This window comes from Mucilaginibacter defluvii (assembly GCF_039543225.1).
In the GTDB taxonomy this organism is placed as follows: Bacteria; Bacteroidota; Bacteroidia; order Sphingobacteriales; family Sphingobacteriaceae; genus Mucilaginibacter; species Mucilaginibacter defluvii.
The window spans coordinates 352,069-369,624 of sequence record NZ_BAABJI010000002.1; the positions used below are offsets into that span (position 1 = coordinate 352,069).

A 17,556-nucleotide genomic window follows, 5' to 3' on the forward strand; every position below is an offset into this window, starting at 1 on the left:
AAAATTAATGCTTTGCCGGCAAGTGTACTTCGGCCATCATGCACCTGGCGCTGCCGCCGCCATTGGTTTCAATCGTGCTGATATCGGCATACAAGGGCTTACTGTAGCTTGACAGCGCTTCCTGCTGCTCTTCATCAAGCGAGTTCCACGCGCTTGCCGACATCACGATCAGGCTATCTCCCGCCTGGTTATGTACCTCCAGCATATTGCCCGCGAAGTGGTTCATCTGGTCAAACGTAATATTGATGATCTCCTTACCGCTTGATTCAATGGCATCAATCACAGCTTCCAGTTGTTCATCATCGGTGATGCTCTCCAGGCATATCACCACATACTTAGTAGCAATGGCCATTAAAACGTTGGTGTGATAAATGGCTCTGCCCTTGGCATCAAAAGCATCAAACAAAACGGGCTTATACCCGGCTTGCTCGCAAAATGCACCTAATATATCAGCATCAGTACGCGGCGAAAGGCAGGCGTAGGCAATTTTATTTTCCCGGTCGAGCACCATACTGCCGGTACCTTCCAAAAATTTATGCTCACTTTCAAAGCGGCTCAAATCAGTAATGTGGGCTATGTTGAAATCTTCCTGTAAGTCGCGAACAATATCTTCCCGCCGTTCAAGCCTTCGGTTTTCGGCCTGCATAGGGTACAGGTATACATTACCATCCTCATGGAATGAAACCCAGTTATTCGGGAATATCGAATCAGGCGTATGCGGCTCGGCAGTGTCATCTACTACGATGACATTTACGCCGTTGTCGCGTAGTAATTGCACAAAGCCGTCAAACTCCTGTAGCGCCTTCTGTTGCACATCGGTTTGCTCCGCATTTCTATTTTGAAAAGCGTTACTACCCGCGGTTTGCTCGTTAAAACCAAAAGCCACCGGGCGGATCATCAGTATGTTGGATGTTGCTTGCATTTTTTTAGTCGATAGTCTACAGACCACGGTCCATAGTGATTTTGAGCATAGTCTTGTTATTAAATAGTTTTAAGTCTATAGTCTATTGACTATCGACCATGGACTATTACCCAATTTTCTCCCGCCAAAGCGGCATACTCATACAGTGGAAACCACCGCGGGCACGCGATAGTTCTGCTGACGGTATCAGGACCAGTGTATCTGTAAGCGTTTTGGGGTTTAACTCGTTATTCTCAAATTTTTGAAGCAGTTCTGCTACCGGGATGATGTTAAATCCCTGAGCGACGAATGCCTCAACCGTTTTATCATTACGGTCATAACCTAATACCACACCCTCTTTTACGGCCAGCAGATTGCACGAGTCCGTCCATTGCTCGCGGGCATCAAAAGGGAAGGTATTATTGCCTGAATAAATAAACTTTACTTCGCCCTCATAGCCAAGGTCTTTATGGCTGATATCGGTCAATAACTCCTCAATATTATCAAACGTTTTAGGCTTTTTACCTTGCCTGAACTGTACGATCTCTGTTTTCTCCTTGCTCTTTTTATCGGCAAACCATGCAGCAGGCCCGGCTTCTTTCTCAGGTTTCTCCGCTATGGCCAGCGAGTGCAGTATCACCCACATATCGCGCCTTACCTGCGTAAACACGGTGTCAATATGCATATAATCGCGCTTGTTGGGTATTTTAACTACCGTTACTTTTTTAACCACGTTATGCTCAAACAGGAGTTTAATGGCTTCATCAGCACCGCTGGTTGAGGTACGTTCACTGCAGCCAATAACCAGGTGGTCGGGGCTTACCATCATTACGTCGCCGCCTTCGAGCGTGGTTTTTTGTTCGTTATCCTCGCCGGGACGTAAAAAGTGATGCACCGTTTCGGGTATCTCCAAAATATTGTCGCGAAATTTGGCGAACAGCGGGTGGTTAAAAAATATATACCGCATTAGTAAAGTCTCGCGAAAGCGGGCTTTTTTGGCGGGTTTATTTAATAACACGTAATTATTTATGGCGATACCGATATCTCTCGAAAATATCAAATTAGGTATAGGCGCAAAGATCATCTCGTCATCATTCAACGCGCCCGAGATAAATATTTTAGCAAGCTGTACCGCGTCGGTATCAATCAGCCTTAATTGCATGCGGTAGCTACAGCCTTCAATGGCGCAAACAGAGGCTACCAGTTTTTTACGGATATCGGTTTCCTGCAATATATCGCTTAGCAATACTTGTAGTTCGAGCACTTTGGTTGATGAGTGGAAATCTTTATTGTCGGGTTTAAAAAATGAGCGGTCCGTATCAACCTCATCAAGTTTTCCCTTTATCTTATCCGGATCGAGAAAGTAGAGCAGCAGTTTTATATAATAATCGTATTCTTTTTTGCGGAGCGTATCTAAGTGTACAATATCTTCAAACAGCCAATCCTGCGCTTTAGAGGGTACTACTTTACCCAGTCCGCTATCCGGACTATGGATCAATACAGCGCGCAGGCTGCCTATCTCCGAGGTTACATCTATCCTGAAATCTTTGTCGTTAAGCGTCATAAAAGGTTATAATGGTAGCAAATCTATTACAAAAAATGTTACAGAAGTAGATGGTGTTATTTTTTACGCTCAACTCGCAGCATTTACTTAATTTTGGCGGATGAATTTTATTACTGATGCCGCCATCAAGGCCGTTAAGGAACTTTATAACACCGATATTACCGCTGACGCTATTAGCTTGCAGGAAACCCGCAAGGAGTTTGAGGGCCAGCTAACCATAGTAACCTTTCCGTTCACCCGTTTCTCACGCAAATCGCCTGAGCAAACCGGTACCGAGATAGGCGAGTACCTGAAAGCCAACGTGAGCGAGGTATCGGCATTTAACGTAATAAAAGGCTTTCTGAATATTTCAATAGCTGATGATTACTGGCTGAATACACTTTACAACCAAATACTATCCGCAGATTTTGCCGAGCCGCAAGCTAACGGACAAAAGGTAATGGTAGAGTATTCATCTCCGAATACCAATAAGCCGTTGCACCTTGGGCACGTACGTAACAACCTGTTAGGTTTTTCGGTAGCGCAAATTTTAAGTGCAGCAGGGTACGAAGTGATCAAGGCTAACTTGGTTAATGATAGGGGGATACATATCTGTAAATCCATGTTGGCCTGGCAAAAGTTTGGCAATGGCGAAACCCCTGAATCATCAGGTTTAAAAGGCGACCATTTGGTAGGTAAGTACTATGTGGTATTTGATAAAGAATACAAAAAGGAAATAGAAGCACTAAAAGCCGAAGGCCAAACCGAGGACGAAGCCAAAAAGAACGCTCCGCTAATAAAAGAAGCCCAACTTATGCTGCAAAAATGGGAGGCGGGCGACGAAGAGGTGATCGGCCTTTGGAAAACCATGAATAGTTGGGTGTATGCCGGTTTTGATGAAACTTACAAGCGTCTCGGGGTTGCTTTTGATAAGTTCTATTACGAATCAAACACTTACCTGTTAGGTAAGGATATTATTGAGGAAGGCCTTGCAAAAGGCGTGTTCTTTAAAAAAGAGGACGGTTCGGTTTGGATTGACCTGACCGAGGACGGCCTTGACCAAAAACTGGTACTGCGTGCTGATGGAACATCGGTTTACATTACTCAGGATATTGGTACGGCATTGCTGAAATATAATGATTTCGGCATGGATAAGTCGATCTATGTAGTGGGTAACGAGCAGGATTACCACTTTAAGGTACTCTTCCTGATATTGCAAAAACTGGGCAAGGCTGATACCAACAGCCTGTTCCACCTTTCTTACGGAATGGTTGATCTTCCATCCGGCAAAATGAAATCTCGCGAAGGCACGGTGGTTGACGCTGATGATCTGATGACCGAAATGGAGCAAACCGCCAAACAGCGCACTGAAGAATTAGGTAAGGTGGAAGGTTTTTCGGAAGAAGAAAAGAGCGCCTTGTACCATACTATCGGTATGGGCGCACTAAAATACTTTTTACTAAAGGTCGATCCTAAAAAGCGCCTGTTGTTTGACCCGAATGAATCCGTAGATTTTCAGGGGCATACCGGGCCGTTTATACAGTATACTCACGCCCGTATCAAATCGGTACTAAACAGGGCTGGGGTTGATTTTACGGAACGTACCAGCGTTAGCACGCTTGCCGCTGAGGAGCGTGAACTGATCGTTTTGCTTAATCAATTCCCGGATATAGTTGCGCAAGCAGCTGAGGCTTACAGTCCGGCTGTTATAGCCAATTATGTTTACGAACTGGCGAAGGCTTACAATAAATTTTACCACGAACACTCCATTTTGCAAGCCGAAGATGAAGTATCCAAAAAATTCAGGTTGCAACTATCAGCAGCATCAGCCAAAGTGATCAAAAAAGGTATGGCGCTGTTAGGCATTGAGGTGCCGGAGCGGATGTAATAAAAGGGGCGTTAGCCCCTTTCTTGTTTTAGTTCAACTGATATTCTTCCAGCTTGCGGTAAAGCGTTGTTAAGCCGATGCCCAACAAACGGGCGGCCTCGGTTTTATTGCCACCGGTGTATTGTAACACTTTAAAAATGTGCTGCTTTTCAATGGTTGCCAGGTCGAGGGCGTTGCTGTTGCCGCCGTTTTTAAACCTGAAGTCGGGCGGGAGCTGATCAGGTGTAAGTGTTTCGCTGTCAGCTAAAATAACCGCGCGTTCAATGCAGTTCTTTAACTCGCGAATGTTGCCTTTCCACTGGTGGCTGTTCAAAAGCGAGATAAACTCATCGTCCATTTTATTTATTCGGCCGTTTATCTTGGCGGCAAACTCTTCCATGTAATGTTTAGCCAATAACTCTATATCACCCTTACGCTCGTTTAGGGATGGGAGCGTGATAGTAAACACGGATAACCGGTAGTACAAATCTTCACGAAAACGACCGGCTTCCGATTCCTTCATCAGGTCACGGTTGGTGGCGGCCAAAATGCGTACGTTTACCTTGGTAGTTTGCGTATCGCCAACCTTTATAAATGTTTTGCTCTCCAGCACACGTAGTAACTTGGCCTGTAGTTCAAGGCTCATTTCGCCTATTTCATCCAGAAAAATAGTGCCGTATTGCGCTTCCTCAAATAAGCCCTTTTTATCTTTAACTGCACCTGTAAAGGCGCCTGCTTTATAACCAAATAGCTCGCTTTCCAATAATTCCGGTGTAAAGCTGCTACAGTTAACGGCTACAAAAGGCATCAGCCTGCGCTCGCTCTCATAATGAATTGCCGAAGCAAATACCTCTTTACCGGTACCCGTTTGGCCAAGCAGCAACACTGTGGTATTGGTAGCGGCAACTTTTCGCCCGAGGGCGATAGCTTCGGTTATTTGTTTTGATTGACCGATGATATTTGCGAAACTGTACTTTTTAGCCAGTTTGGTTTCCAGTTCGTAAACTTTTAATTGCAAACGGGCTTTATCAACGGCCTGATTTAGTAAAGGGATAATCTTCTCATTATCATCACCTTTGATGATGTAGTTAAAAGCGCCGTTTTGTATCGCTTTAACTGCATCATTAATATTGCCGTAAGCGGTAAGGTTAATCACTTCAACGTATGGGCGCAACTCCCTGATGTTTTTTACCAGGTCGACGCCATTCACGTCGGGAAGTTTAACATCACTCAATACGGCCATAATGTTTTCGCGGGCGAGTATTTTTAAACCCTCTTTACCGGTTGCCGCCTCAAATACTTCAAAACTTTCCAGTCCGATGATCCTTGATAACAAACCACGCAGTTTTTCCTCATCATCAATTATCAGCACCTTGGGTTTCATACGTAAAATTTTCAGCAAATATATCGTAAAAATATTCGCTTAGGGTAAGGTCAAATATTGCGCGTTAAAACGAATTGGTTACCCAAATAAACAACCATATAGGTTGCCGAACAAAGTACTGTGATTTTAAGTTTAACGTTATAGTTTACATACTGATGTTATCGTTTATAAAGGCTAAAACCAATGATTTTAATATAGAAAGCGTGTTTTAGCTATATTTGCATACCTCTTAAAATTTATCAAAATTGACAAAAACAATATTCATCGCATCGGCCGAGCCTTATAGTGGGAAATCTGTTGTTACGCTCGGTATAGTTGATATGCTGCTGGGTAAGGCACAAAAGATCGGCTATTTCAAGCCTATAATTAATACCGACCCGGCAGAGTTTAAAGATGTACATATACAAACCATCCTGTCGCATTTTCAATTGCCTTTGGCTTTTGAGGATACTTACGCCTTTACCCGCGCCGAAGCCTTGCAGCTTTTAAACGAGCAAAGCCAGGGCGAAATGATCGATACCATCATCAGCCGCTTTAAAAAGATAGAGGAAAACTACGATTTTACAGTAATTGAAGGCGGCGATTTTACCGGCCAGGGTACCGCTTTTGATTTTGAAAGCAACCTGCTGATTGCCCGTAACCTGAACGCGCCGGTGGTGTTAGTCATATCCGGCGACGGAAAATCGATTTCTGAAATTATTCAGGATGGGTTGAATCTATTTCATGCGTATCAATCGCGCGAGATACAGGTATTGGCCCTGGTGGCTAATAAAGTGCATGTCGATCAGGCGAATGACGTGCGCAAGCTACTGGCTTCGCAGTTGCCTAAAGGCACTATAAGCGCGGTTATATCTGCCGATAAGGCACTCCAAAACCCAACCGTAAGTGATATTTTTGGCCATCTGGACGGACGTTTGCTTTTCGGCAGCGAGCACCTTTCTAACCAGGTAGACAACTTTGTTACCGGGGCTATGCAGGTGCCCAACTTTCTGAGCTTTTTAAAAGAAAACGTACTGATCGTAACGCCTGGTGATAGGGGGGATATCATCATCAGTTCCTTGCAGGCAAATTTGTCATCAAGCTATCCGCGGGTTGCAGGAATTGTACTTACAGCAGGTGTAGTGCCCGAGGAACCCGTAATGAGACTAATAGAAGGTTTGCAGAACGTGGTGCCGATTATTGCGGTTAATGGCGGCACGTTTGAAACTACCAATAAAATTGCGGCTGTAAAAGCTCGTATTACGCCTGATAATTCAAAAAAAATCCAACTGGCTATTGACACCTTTAACCGTTGTGTAGATACCGGCGCGCTGGATGAAAAGATGGTAACCTACCACTCCGACGCCATGACGCCGCACATGTTCCAGTACCAGTTGAGCAAATGGGCCAAAAAGGAGATCAAGAACATTGTATTGCCGGAGGGTAATGATGACCGCATTATATTGGCGGCAGGCAGGCTGATCGCGCAGCAATTGGTTAAATTAACCTTGCTTGGCAACCCAACGGAAATCGCGGCTTCCATAAAACGTTTAGGTATTGATCTGGATATTAATGATATCAACATAATCGACCCTGCAAACTCCGGCCATTATGAGGATTATGTAGAAACTTTGTACGAACTGCGCAAAAGCAAAAACCTGACGATGGAAATGGCGCGCGATCTGATGACAGATGTATCGTACTTTGGTACCATGATGGTGTATAAAGGGCATGCCGACGGAATGGTTTCGGGCGCGGTGCATACCACGCAACATACCATCAGGCCGGCGTTGCAATTCATTAAAACTAAACCGGGTATTTCTACCGTATCGTCTATCTTTTTTATGTGTTTAGAGGACAGGGTATCCGTATTTGGCGATTGCGCGGTAAACCCTAACCCAACGGCCGAGGAACTGGCGCAGATAGCAATCTCATCAGCTGATAACAGTATGCGTTTCGGCATTGAGCCACGTATCGCTATGCTGTCATACTCCTCGGGTACATCCGGTGCGGGGGAGGACGTGGAAAAAGTTCGTCGTGCTACCGAACTGGTAAGGCAGCAACGCCCGGACCTGAAAGTAGAAGGCCCTATACAATATGACGCCGCGGTTGATCCGGTTGTAGGTCAGCAAAAACTACCCGGATCAGAAGTAGCAGGGCAGGCCAGTGTGCTTATCTTCCCCGATTTAAACACCGGTAACAATACTTACAAAGCCGTACAGCGCGAAACCGGTGCTTTGGCCATTGGCCCCATGCTGCAAGGCTTAAATAAACCGGTGAACGATTTGAGCCGTGGTTGTACCGTCGACGATGTTTTTAATACCGTTATCATTACGGCCATACAAAGCCAGAACGCTTAATTTAAACCCGATACTTATTTTTTTAGATGAACATATTTGTAATTAACTCGGGCAGCAGCTCTATAAAATATCAACTGTTTCACAGTGAATCTGCCGAGCCGGTATGTAGTGGTTTGGTTGAGCGGATAGGCCTCGGAGATTCGCTTATTAAGCACACCGTGTTTATAAATGGCGAAGAAAAGGTAACAAAACTTGAATTGGATATACCCGATCATGAGGCAGGAATGTTTGAGGTTGAAAAGCTGTTGGTGCAGCCTGGCATAGCCGTGGTGCACAACCCGGACGATATAAATGTAGTGGGGCATCGCATTGTGCATGGCGGCGAAACCCTAACACAAACTACCATAATTACTGAAGAGGTAAAGGAAAAGATAAAACAGCTTTACCCGCTTGCACCGCTGCATAACCCGGGGCACATAAAAGGTATAGAGGTAGCGCAAAGCATTTTTAAAAAAGCTACTCAGGTGGCGGTGTTTGATACCGCATTCCACCAAACCATGCCTGAAAAGGCTTACCGCTACGCTATACCTGATAATTTTTATAAAGATTACGGTATCCGTGTGTATGGCTTCCATGGCATCAGCCATAAATATGTGTCAGGCAGAGCAATTGAGCATCTTCAAAAACCTGATGCCAAGATAATTACTATACACTTGGGCAACGGTTGCAGTATGGCGGCAGTTAACGCCGGTAAATGTATTGATACCAGCATGGGCCTCACACCATTGGATGGTTTGATAATGGGTACGCGCAGCGGTAATATTGATGCCTCGGTATTATTATACCTGATAGAACAGCAGGGTTATGATGCCGCCGAACTTACTTCTCTGTTGAACAAAAAAAGCGGTATGTTTGGATTGACCGGATATAGCGATATGCGCGACATCACCAAAATGATAAATGAGGGCAGCGATGCGGCCGCGCTGGCTTATGAAATGTATGCTTACCGCATACGTAAATTTATCGGTGCGTATAGCGCTGCCATGAATGGGTTGGACGCTATCGTATTCACCGCAGGAGTGGGTGAAAATGACGCCCTGGTGCGTGAAATGGCCTGCCACGATATGGACTTTATGGGCATACAAATAAGCACAGAAGAAAACGCGCAACGTAAACCGGGCTTGCGCGATGTGAGTGCCTCACAATCAAAAGTAAAAGTACTGGTTATACCTACCAATGAAGAGCTGGAAATTGCAAAACAATGCAAAGCGCTTTTGCAGAACTAATAATAATGCATTGCGGTAAAATGAGGCCTGTTGTTCAAACGCAACAGGCTTTTTTTATCAAAACTTTTACAACGTGTTTTAAAAGATATTTCGATATTGCTGATTGATCTTTCCAATTGAGCCAATTCTAATTATGCTATGAAATTAAAATACTTCCCGTTGTTGCTAAATTGTTTTTTTACCCTTGCTTTTTTGATAATATCAGGCTGTGCTTTGGCACAGCCGGGCGCAGTGCAATTACAATGCGAACACCTTACATCTCCGCTTGGTATTGATGAGGCTCACCCCCGCTTAAGCTGGTAATTGAATGATGGCCGGCAGGGTGCATTGCAAAGCGCCTATACGGTTTTGGTGTCTGAAAATCCGGCGGAAGTAGGTAAGGGTAGCGTATGGAACACCGGTAAAGTAATCGCTCAATCCAGTCTGGTCACTTACAATGGCAAACCTTTAAAACCCTTTACGCGCTACTATTGGGCGGTACGTACCTGGGATAAAAATTCCAAACCACTGGCGCAAAGCCAAACCGCTTTTTTTGAAACCGGCTTGATGAACCAGAATAACTGGACCGGCAACTGGATTAGCGATGGTAAAAGCATAAACGAGTTAAAGGCCCCTTATTTTCGCAAGGTTTTTAATGCCGGTAAAAAAGTCCGCTCGGCGCGTGCCTATATCGCGGTAGCGGGTTTGTACGAGTTGTTTATTAACGGAACCAAGATTGGCAACCACCGCCTCGATCCAATGTATACCCGTTTTGACAGGCGTAATCTGTATGTTACTTATGATGTCACCGCTCAAGTAAAAAACGGCGCCAACGCAATCGGCGTGGTGTTGGGTAACGGGTGGTACAACCATCAATCTATCGCAGTATGGAATTTTGACCGGGCACCCTGGCGGCAACGGCCAACTTTTTGTCTTGACTTGCGGATAAACTATGAGGATGGATCAGCCGAAACCATATTCACCGATGAAAGCTGGAAAACCCACAGCGGGCCGATTGTTTTCAATAGCATTTATACCGGCGAGCATTACGACGCCAGGGAAGAAATACCAGGCTGGAATACTGTCAATTTTGATGACAGTAAATGGAACGGTTCCGGGCTGCGGGCCGCACCCGCTAAAAAAATAGAAAGCCAGGTGATGGTGCCTATCTGTAATATAGAGGAATTGTCGGCCAAATCGCTGGTTAAGTTTAATGATACAAATTACGTGGTTGACATGGGCCGGAATATTGCCGGTGTTACCCGGGTAAAACTCCGCGGCGATAGCGGTACTGTAGTAAGAATAAAGCACGGTGAAAAGCTTTACACCAAAGCAGGCACACCAAAGGGGCATGTAGACTTATCGAATATCGATGTTTACCATCGTCCGAGAGATAAAAATGATCTTTTTCAAACCGATGTGGTTATACTGAATGGCAAGGGAGAAGTTGATTTTATGCCGAGCTTTAATTACAAAGGGTTTCAATATGTGGAGTTAACCAGCAGCAAACCCATTAACTTTAACAAGGAAGATATTACCGGCTATTTTATGCATAGTGATGTTGAGCAGGTGGGTAAACTAAATACATCAAGTGACCTGGTAAATAAATTATGGGCAGCTACCAATGCCTCTTACCTGTCCAACTTATTTGGTTATCCTACAGATTGTCCTCAGCGGGAAAAAAATGGCTGGACAGGCGATGGACATTTCGCCGTCGAAACAGGTTTGTTCAATTTTGACGGCATCACCGTTTACGAAAAATGGCTCGGCGATCATCGCGACGAGCAGCAGCCCAACGGCGTACTGCCCGACATTATACCAACCGGCGGCTGGGGCTACGGCACGGCCAATGGCACCGACTGGACGAGTACCATTGCCATTATCCCTTGGAACTTGTACCTGTTTTATGGTGATGCAAAGCCATTGGCCGATAACTATAACAATATCAAGGCTTATGTGAATTATGTAAGCAAGATCAGCCCGAACAACCTTACAACGTTTGGCCGAGGCGATTGGGTACCTGTAAAATCGTCGTCATCGTTGGAGTATACCTCGTCGGTTTATTTTTATGTAGATGCGACTATACTGTCAAAAGCCGCCACGTTGCTGGGCAAAACCCAGGATCAGCAGTTTTACGCTGCTTTGGCTGCAAAAATCAGGAAAGCGATAAATGATAAGTATTTTGACAAGGCCAAGTGTATTTATGGCAGCGGCGTACAAACTGAATTGAGCATGGCACTGCAATGGAAGCTTGTGCCTGAAGAATATCGCCTTAAACTGGCCGCAAACCTTGCCAAGCGGGTCGCGCAGGATAATATGCATATTGATGTGGGTGTATTGGGTGCCAAAGCCGTATTGAATGCCTTAAGCGATAACGGTCAGGGTGAGATAGCTTATAAGTTGGCATCGCAGGATACTTACCCTTCTTGGGGATGGTGGATAGTGAATGGCGCAACCACATTGCACGAGAACTGGGATATGGATGCCCCGCGAGATATCTCCTTAAATCACATGATGTTTGGCGAAATAGGTGGTTGGTTTTTTAAAGGCCTTGGCGGCATTAAAGCCGATGAAAATAAACCGGGCTTTAAAAATGTATTGTTGAAACCGAATTTTGTACAGGGATTGAATTTCTTTACATCAAGCCATAAGGGACCGTATGGTAATATCATTTCATCTTGGAAACGGGAGCAAGGCAAAGTTATCTATGATGTTACCATTCCCGCTAATTCAACCGCTGATATTACTTTCCCGGCTCAGTCATCAAAAGTAATGCTTAACGGCAAAATTTTGAATGTGCAAAAAGGCTATCAAGTTGCATCGGGATCTTATCGTTTTATAGTACAGTAGGTAAACAAAGTTTATTCGTTTTAAACTTAATATAGCGTTAAAACTAATTTTTTCTCGGCGATTTAAATTCGCTTTTTTAAGATTATGGCTGATTCACGCAGGGAATTCATAAAAAAGGCTACGATGCTGGCCGGTTCTGCCGGTTTATTCAGCGTTTTGCCTGAGTCAATACAAAAAGCTCTGGCGATTGATGCAGACAAAGGCACTACGTATCTGGATGCGGAGCATGTGGTTTTTTTGATGCAGGAGAACCGGTCCTTTGACCATTGCTATGGTACCTTGCAGGGTGTACGTGGTTTTGATGATCCAAGGGCGATGCATTTACCGAATAACAATAAGGTTTGGTTACAGAGCAATAAAGCAGGCGAAACTTACATACCCTTTCATCTGGATATAAAAAATTCAAGGGCTACCTGGATGCAATCATTGCCTCACTCATGGGAAAACCAGATCGACGCGCATAACAATGGCAAGATGGACGGCTGGCTGGAGAGCAAAAAGTCCGGAAATAAATCGTATGCCCACATGCCGCTTACTTTGGGCTATTACGATAGAAAGGATATCCCGTTTTATTACGCTTTCGCTGATGCCTTTACCGTTTGCGATCAGCATTTTTGCTCCTCTTTAACCGGTACAAGTTCAAATCGCTCATATTTTTGGGCCGGAACCATCCGTGAGGAGCAGCATGCCAATTCACCGGCATTGGTTTACAATGATCAGTTGAATTATCGTGACCTTATCGCCAAAACTTTTCCTGAACGGTTGGAAGAGGCGGGCATCTCCTGGAAAGTATATCAGAATGAATTGAGTCTGGATGTTGGCTTTACCGGCGAGGAGGAAGACTGGCTCAGTAATTTTACCGATAACAATCTTGAATTTTATAAAAATTACAACGTACGCCTGCACAAGGCACACCGGGATTATCTGGTTAAGGCCGAAGCGAAATTACAGCAGGAAATAGCTTATCTGAAGGCTCAGCCTCAATCAGCTGAAATAAATGATAAAATCAATAAAAAACAAACGCAACTGGATAAGGTGAAAGCCGAGCGAGCCGAATGGACCCAGGAACGCTTTGACAAGTTGAGCGATCACGAAAAGAATATTCATCAAAAGGCCTTTGTAACCAACGTTAACGATACCGATTTCCATCAGCTGGAAACACTTACCTACGAGGAAAACGGTGAAAAGCGTGAAGTTAAGGTGCCGAAGGGCGATATACTTTACCAGTTCAGGCAGGATGTGAAAAATGGTAAGCTGCCAACTGTATCATGGCTGGCCGCACCTTCCAATTTTTCCGATCATCCCTCTTCGCCCTGGTATGGTGCGTGGTATGTATCAGAAGTGCTGGATATTTTAACACATAACCCTGAAGTTTGGAAAAAGACCATGTTTATACTTACTTATGATGAGAATGATGGCTATTTTGACCACGTAGCGCCATTTGTTCCGCCACATTCAGCAAAGCCGGAGACAGGCAAATGCTCCGCAGGGTTAGATACCGCAACAGAGCATGTTACTAATGCAGAGCAGGCTAAAAGCGGTATTCCTGAGCAGTATCGCCGCGAGAGTCCGATAGGTTTAGGTTTTAGGGTGCCATTAGTTATCGCTTCGCCATGGAGCCGGGGAGGATGGGTGAACTCACAGGTGTTTGACCATACCTCCTGCCTGCAGTTTTTAGAAACCTTCCTGAGTAAAAAAACAGGTAAGCAAATAAAAGAGACTAATATCAGCGATTGGCGGCGGACGGTATGCGGTGATCTGACATCCGTATTTAGGCCTTACAATGGTGAGAAGATCAATTATCCTGCATCTCTGAACCGTGACGAAACCGTAAAGCAAATTTACAACGCGAAGTTTAAGCAAGCGCCCAACAACTTCAAGGCTTTAAGTGAAGGCGAGATCGTCGCGATAAACGATAAGCCTGAAGCGATACCCGCATTTCCTAAACAGGAAAAAGGTATGCGCCGTTCATGCGCTTTGCCATATGAACTGCACGCCGATGGTCATCTGAATGAAAATAATGATGCGATCACGGTTAAAATGAAGGCAGGTAACAAAGCAGGGGTGCCGTTCAATGTATATGCCCGTCGGCAGTTTCAGCGCGAAGGCAAAACCGTTGACCCAATGCCTGCCTGGGCTTTTGCGGTAAAAGCTGGCGACGAAATTGAATATTCATGGCCCATTAAGGCATTTGGGAATGCGCGTTACCATCTCGATCTGCATGGCCCTAACGGGTTTTACAGGAGTATTACAGGGAGTAAAAATGGTCCTAATATGCAAGTCGAAATTGTTTATAAATCCAATGGCAACATGGAGATTTTGTTAACAAACAAGAGTAAATCTGATAGCTATCAGGTTGTAATATCAGATCTTTCTTATAAACAAGGCCACAAAAAGCTAAGTGTAAAGCCGGGCGAAAGGGCTGCGCAGATCATCAATTTACAAAGCAGCCATGCCTGGTACGACGTAGAACTGAAAGTAGCAGGGTATGAAGACTTTTCCAGAAGATACGCCGGACGTGTAGAGACGGGAAAACACGGCTCTACTGATCCTTTAATAGGTGCTTAAGCTGAATTGAAAAGCCCGTATTTAACTATTACGGGCTTTTCAATTCATAAAAATCTATTTAAAATTTCCTGAGCAGGTTTTTAAGTTTCAGGTGTTTAATTATGCCGCGTATTTTACGTTCGTTGCGGCTGCCTGCATCCAGCGCGTCAAATGCGAAGCCGGCGGCTGTTGCGTAAACTGCATGATGCAGGGCGTCAATAGCTACTGATTTTGGCTCTTCCTCTGTTACCGGTGGGGCGGCATTGTACTTAGGCAGCATAACCAACGCGGCACCCCATACCGCCGCGAAATGCACTGCGGTAGCCGGCAATCCTTTTAAACCGGTTAATGATATCAAACCTCGGGCAATTCCCCATGTGGTGCCGTAAACCCAATGTATCTCTTGCGATACTTTTTCTTTTTGCTCCTCGCTCACAGGCGCAACATCTGCGGTTTCCTGCACCACTTTAATTGGTGCGTCGCTGGGCTCGCGTTTGTTAATTTTCATCTCTATCATCTGTGAGATGGTAATAGCGGCCGTACCCGCCAACCCGGCCAGTATACCTTTGCCAATGGCACCGCCTAACTCGCCAAGCATGTTGTTCTGATGAATTTTCATAACATTTTAATTATAGATGTACCTGTTAAACAGCGGTCTTTAATTAATGATTTATTTATTTTCAAGCATTTTACAACTATACATGCAATTGAAAGAAAAACATGATTACAAAATACTAACGGTAAATGGAGCGCGTTAAAAAAAATATAATGTATTTAAATTTATATGTGCGTGTTGATTTCTTTCTAAGAAAATATTGTAACTAAATTGTTATGTCAATCAGGGGTAAAAAACCCAAGTTTAAACATTCAATCAAGTGTTTTATAACTACTTTTGTAGTGTTAAAAATATTAAAGACGGTTAATAGCCGGCTTTTAAAAATACTTCTTTTGGTTAGAGGTGATTGTTTTAGAGTGATTGGTTCAGGCCGGGTTTTCCCGGCCTGAGTTTTTTCAGGCTATCGATGTGGTGATCGAAATATTGCCCGTGAGTATTTTGTGAATAGGGCAGTGGTCGGCTATTTGTAACAAGCGGTCAATTTGCTCCTGTATAAGTTCTCCGTTAAAAGTTATGAGCCTTTCTATCAATATGCCATCGTCTGTTTTAAAAAGCTCAAGGTCAACCGTAATCTCATCTACAATCCACATTTTACGATCGATGTACATGCGCAAAGTTATGCCGGTACAGCTTCCCAAACTTGCCAGCAACAGTCCAAACGGATCCATGCCCGTATCCTTGCCGCCTTTATCATTTGGTTCATCAACAATAATAGCATTGTTGCCACTGGTTACTACTGTTTGATAGGCTTCTTTGCGGGTTACTGTTCTGGCGGTTAAAACACCCTCTTTTTGCTGCGTCATAAGAAATTTTGTAGTGCTTACTGCAATTGCAACGCCTGCAACTCCCAATTGTTGGCTTTAGTAGCTAAACCACCATTGTATTTTATCGTTACGTTAAAATATTGCCTGCTTTGGGAGCCATCTTCCGCAGTTACATCAGCGTAGGAGCGGATGACATATACCGAATCCGAACGCTTGCCGAATTCAAAGCCATCGTCGGAAAAGGAGACATGATCACCTTTAAGGGACGGCTTTACAATAATTTTAGCTGCTTCGTACACATCCTCTTTTGATGGCAAACCACCAAACAGATTTTGCTTTTGTGAGCCCGACAGGGTAAAGCGAAACAAGATAAGCCCGAATAAAATAATAAGCCCGATAACTACCCATACACCCAAACGGGCGGTTTTACCCTTGGCTTTTTTAAGCTGGTGATAATCGTTACTCATGATTTATAATTGGGCTGCTAAAGTATTGATTTTCGTTTAATAAAAATCATAACACCTTAAAGCGCCGTTAAACCTGAAGTTGTTATCGCCATTGCCCGGAGTTTCATAAACTACGCTGCCCTCGGTAGTGCCGCTGGTGCCGCCGTAACTGAGTTTAGACATTGGTACATCATGGCTAACGCCTACGCGCAGTTTATCACCGCTTTCGCGGTTTTTAAATATATCGAATATAAAGGAAACGACAACCGCGCTCGGCCCGCCATTGCCACCGCGATACCATAACCCGGCGTTTACGCTGCGGCGTTTGTATTGCACACCGGCACTGTACGAGTTTACATTGCTTTGCTTGTAAAATACTACAGACGGAATAACAAATGATTTTTCATAATCGTCGAGATTATCATACTTGTTCAAATCATAACGATAGCTCAGGTGACCGGCGAAACGTATAGGCAACTTAACCGGTGTGCCCGTGAACGACTCGTTAGGGCGGTTAAGGTGAAATGCCGATGCACCTGCCATGAACGGGCCGGTCACCAGGTTAATACCTAAACCTGAGTCGAAATAAAAACGGCTGTTATAGGCCAGCAGGTCGGCAGAGGATTGTTGGCCAGGTATGATGCCGCTGTTCGGGTCTATCTGATCGCCAAATATTAGTTTGCTCATATCAACAGACCGGTTGGTAGCGCCTGCTGCCAGGCCGAATGACAGCACATACTCATCAGACCCTACGCTGTACGAATAAAGGCCCATGATACTGTTTTTACGCAGGTAAGCGGTCCCCTCGCTGCTGCGGGTAAACATCAAACCAAAGCCCCCGCCAAACCGAGGTATATTATAATCAATAGTTGCCGACAGGTAATTGAGGTTGCCGGGTATGGTTGAGTATTGGTTACGGTAGGTTAGGCTCATCCTTAATTTACCTTCAAACTGACCGTTTAAGGCAGGGTTGAGATATACCGGTGCCTGAAAAAATTGCGAGTACTGATGATCCTGCGCAAGGCTATCAAAAGCAATAAGCATCAGCACAAAAAACAACCATTTGTTTTGTATTTTCATTTATAGTAGACGTC

General features: G+C 44.5%; 12 protein-coding genes and 1 pseudogene. 6 read left to right on the top strand and 7 right to left on the bottom strand.

What is annotated here, in order from left to right; genetic code table 11:
- Positions 1–4: 4 nt before the first annotated feature.
- Both ctlX and ABD960_RS07815 read right to left on the bottom strand, forming a co-directional pair.
- Complete coding sequence (gene ctlX, locus ABD960_RS07810; RefSeq protein WP_345330459.1) at positions 5–922, bottom strand: citrulline utilization hydrolase CtlX; 918 nt, start codon at positions 920–922, stop codon at positions 5–7.
- Positions 923–1,028: 106 nt separating this feature from the next.
- A complete protein-coding gene (locus ABD960_RS07815) occupies positions 1,029–2,465 on the bottom strand; it encodes an arginine deiminase family protein (RefSeq protein WP_345330460.1) in 1,437 nt (478 codons plus the stop codon).
- A gap of 100 nt (positions 2,466–2,565) precedes the next feature.
- Between ABD960_RS07815 and argS the strand changes: the two genes are divergently transcribed.
- Positions 2,566–4,332, top strand: a complete 1,767-nt coding sequence (gene argS / locus ABD960_RS07820; protein WP_345330461.1) for an arginine--tRNA ligase — start codon at positions 2,566–2,568, stop codon at positions 4,330–4,332.
- A gap of 28 nt (positions 4,333–4,360) precedes the next feature.
- On the opposite strand, the gene ABD960_RS07825 is transcribed toward argS, so the two are convergent.
- Positions 4,361–5,695 (bottom strand): sigma-54-dependent transcriptional regulator, encoded by a 1,335-nt coding sequence (locus ABD960_RS07825; RefSeq protein ID WP_345330462.1) that lies wholly within the window; start codon positions 5,693–5,695, stop codon positions 4,361–4,363.
- A 245-nt stretch (positions 5,696–5,940) separates the two neighbouring features.
- Here ABD960_RS07825 and pta point away from each other — a divergent pair, with 245 nt between their 5' ends.
- The 5 genes and pseudogenes from pta (at position 5,941) to ABD960_RS07845 (ending at position 14,657) form a co-directional block, all read left to right on the top strand.
- A complete protein-coding gene (gene pta / locus ABD960_RS07830; RefSeq protein WP_345330463.1) occupies positions 5,941–8,034 on the top strand; it encodes a phosphate acetyltransferase in 2,094 nt (697 codons plus the stop codon).
- Between the two features lie 26 nt (positions 8,035–8,060).
- Positions 8,061–9,260 (top strand): acetate/propionate family kinase, encoded by a 1,200-nt coding sequence (locus ABD960_RS07835; protein WP_345330464.1) that lies wholly within the window; start codon positions 8,061–8,063, stop codon positions 9,258–9,260.
- A gap of 138 nt (positions 9,261–9,398) precedes the next feature.
- Positions 9,399–11,774: pseudogene (locus ABD960_RS07840) on the top strand (family 78 glycoside hydrolase catalytic domain); the annotation flags it as partial.
- Positions 11,754–12,089, top strand: a complete 336-nt coding sequence (locus tag ABD960_RS21035) for an alpha-L-rhamnosidase C-terminal domain-containing protein (RefSeq protein ID WP_486348236.1) — start codon at positions 11,754–11,756, stop codon at positions 12,087–12,089. The pseudogene ABD960_RS07840 and the gene ABD960_RS21035, both read left to right, overlap by 21 nt.
- An 84-nt stretch (positions 12,090–12,173) precedes the next feature.
- Positions 12,174–14,657 (top strand): phosphocholine-specific phospholipase C, encoded by a 2,484-nt coding sequence (locus ABD960_RS07845; protein ID WP_345330466.1) that lies wholly within the window; start codon positions 12,174–12,176, stop codon positions 14,655–14,657.
- A 58-nt stretch (positions 14,658–14,715) separates the two neighbouring features.
- Here the strand turns inward: ABD960_RS07845 and ABD960_RS07850 are convergent, their stop codons facing one another.
- The 4 genes from ABD960_RS07850 to ABD960_RS07865 form a co-directional block, all read right to left on the bottom strand.
- Complete coding sequence (locus ABD960_RS07850) at positions 14,716–15,255, bottom strand: hypothetical protein (protein WP_345330467.1); 540 nt, start codon at positions 15,253–15,255, stop codon at positions 14,716–14,718.
- A 392-nt stretch (positions 15,256–15,647) separates the two neighbouring features.
- On the bottom strand, positions 15,648–16,055 hold the full coding sequence (locus tag ABD960_RS07855) for an OsmC family protein (protein ID WP_345330468.1): 408 nt from the start codon (positions 16,053–16,055) through the stop codon (positions 15,648–15,650).
- Between the two features lie 17 nt (positions 16,056–16,072).
- The gene (locus ABD960_RS07860; protein WP_345330469.1) at positions 16,073–16,483 is read right to left on the bottom strand and encodes a hypothetical protein; all 411 of its coding nucleotides are present in this window, start codon (positions 16,481–16,483) and stop codon (positions 16,073–16,075) included.
- A 36-nt stretch (positions 16,484–16,519) separates the two neighbouring features.
- Complete coding sequence (locus tag ABD960_RS07865) at positions 16,520–17,542, bottom strand: PorP/SprF family type IX secretion system membrane protein (protein ID WP_345330470.1); 1,023 nt, start codon at positions 17,540–17,542, stop codon at positions 16,520–16,522.
- Positions 17,543–17,556 lie beyond the last annotated feature (14 nt).

Bases quoted from the DNA above. Each gene is read 5' to 3' on its own strand.
- argS (WP_345330461.1), top strand. From the start codon at position 2,566: ATGAATTTTATTACTGATGCCGCCATCAAGGCCGTTAAGGAACTTTAT.
- ABD960_RS07855 (WP_345330468.1), bottom strand. From the start codon at position 16,055: ATGACGCAGCAAAAAGAGGGTGTTTTAACCGCCAGAACAGTAACCCGC.
- ABD960_RS07850 (WP_345330467.1), bottom strand. From the start codon at position 15,255: ATGAAAATTCATCAGAACAACATGCTTGGCGAGTTAGGCGGTGCCATT.
- ABD960_RS07860 (WP_345330469.1), bottom strand. From the start codon at position 16,483: ATGAGTAACGATTATCACCAGCTTAAAAAAGCCAAGGGTAAAACCGCC.
- ABD960_RS07825 (WP_345330462.1), bottom strand. From the start codon at position 5,695: ATGAAACCCAAGGTGCTGATAATTGATGATGAGGAAAAACTGCGTGGT.
- ctlX (WP_345330459.1), bottom strand. From the start codon at position 922: ATGCAAGCAACATCCAACATACTGATGATCCGCCCGGTGGCTTTTGGT.
- ABD960_RS07815 (WP_345330460.1), bottom strand. From the start codon at position 2,465: ATGACGCTTAACGACAAAGATTTCAGGATAGATGTAACCTCGGAGATA.
- ABD960_RS07835 (WP_345330464.1), top strand. From the start codon at position 8,061: ATGAACATATTTGTAATTAACTCGGGCAGCAGCTCTATAAAATATCAA.
- ABD960_RS07845 (WP_345330466.1), top strand. From the start codon at position 12,174: ATGGCTGATTCACGCAGGGAATTCATAAAAAAGGCTACGATGCTGGCC.
- ABD960_RS07865 (WP_345330470.1), bottom strand. From the start codon at position 17,542: ATGAAAATACAAAACAAATGGTTGTTTTTTGTGCTGATGCTTATTGCT.
- ABD960_RS21035 (WP_486348236.1), top strand. From the start codon at position 11,754: ATGTTTGGCGAAATAGGTGGTTGGTTTTTTAAAGGCCTTGGCGGCATT.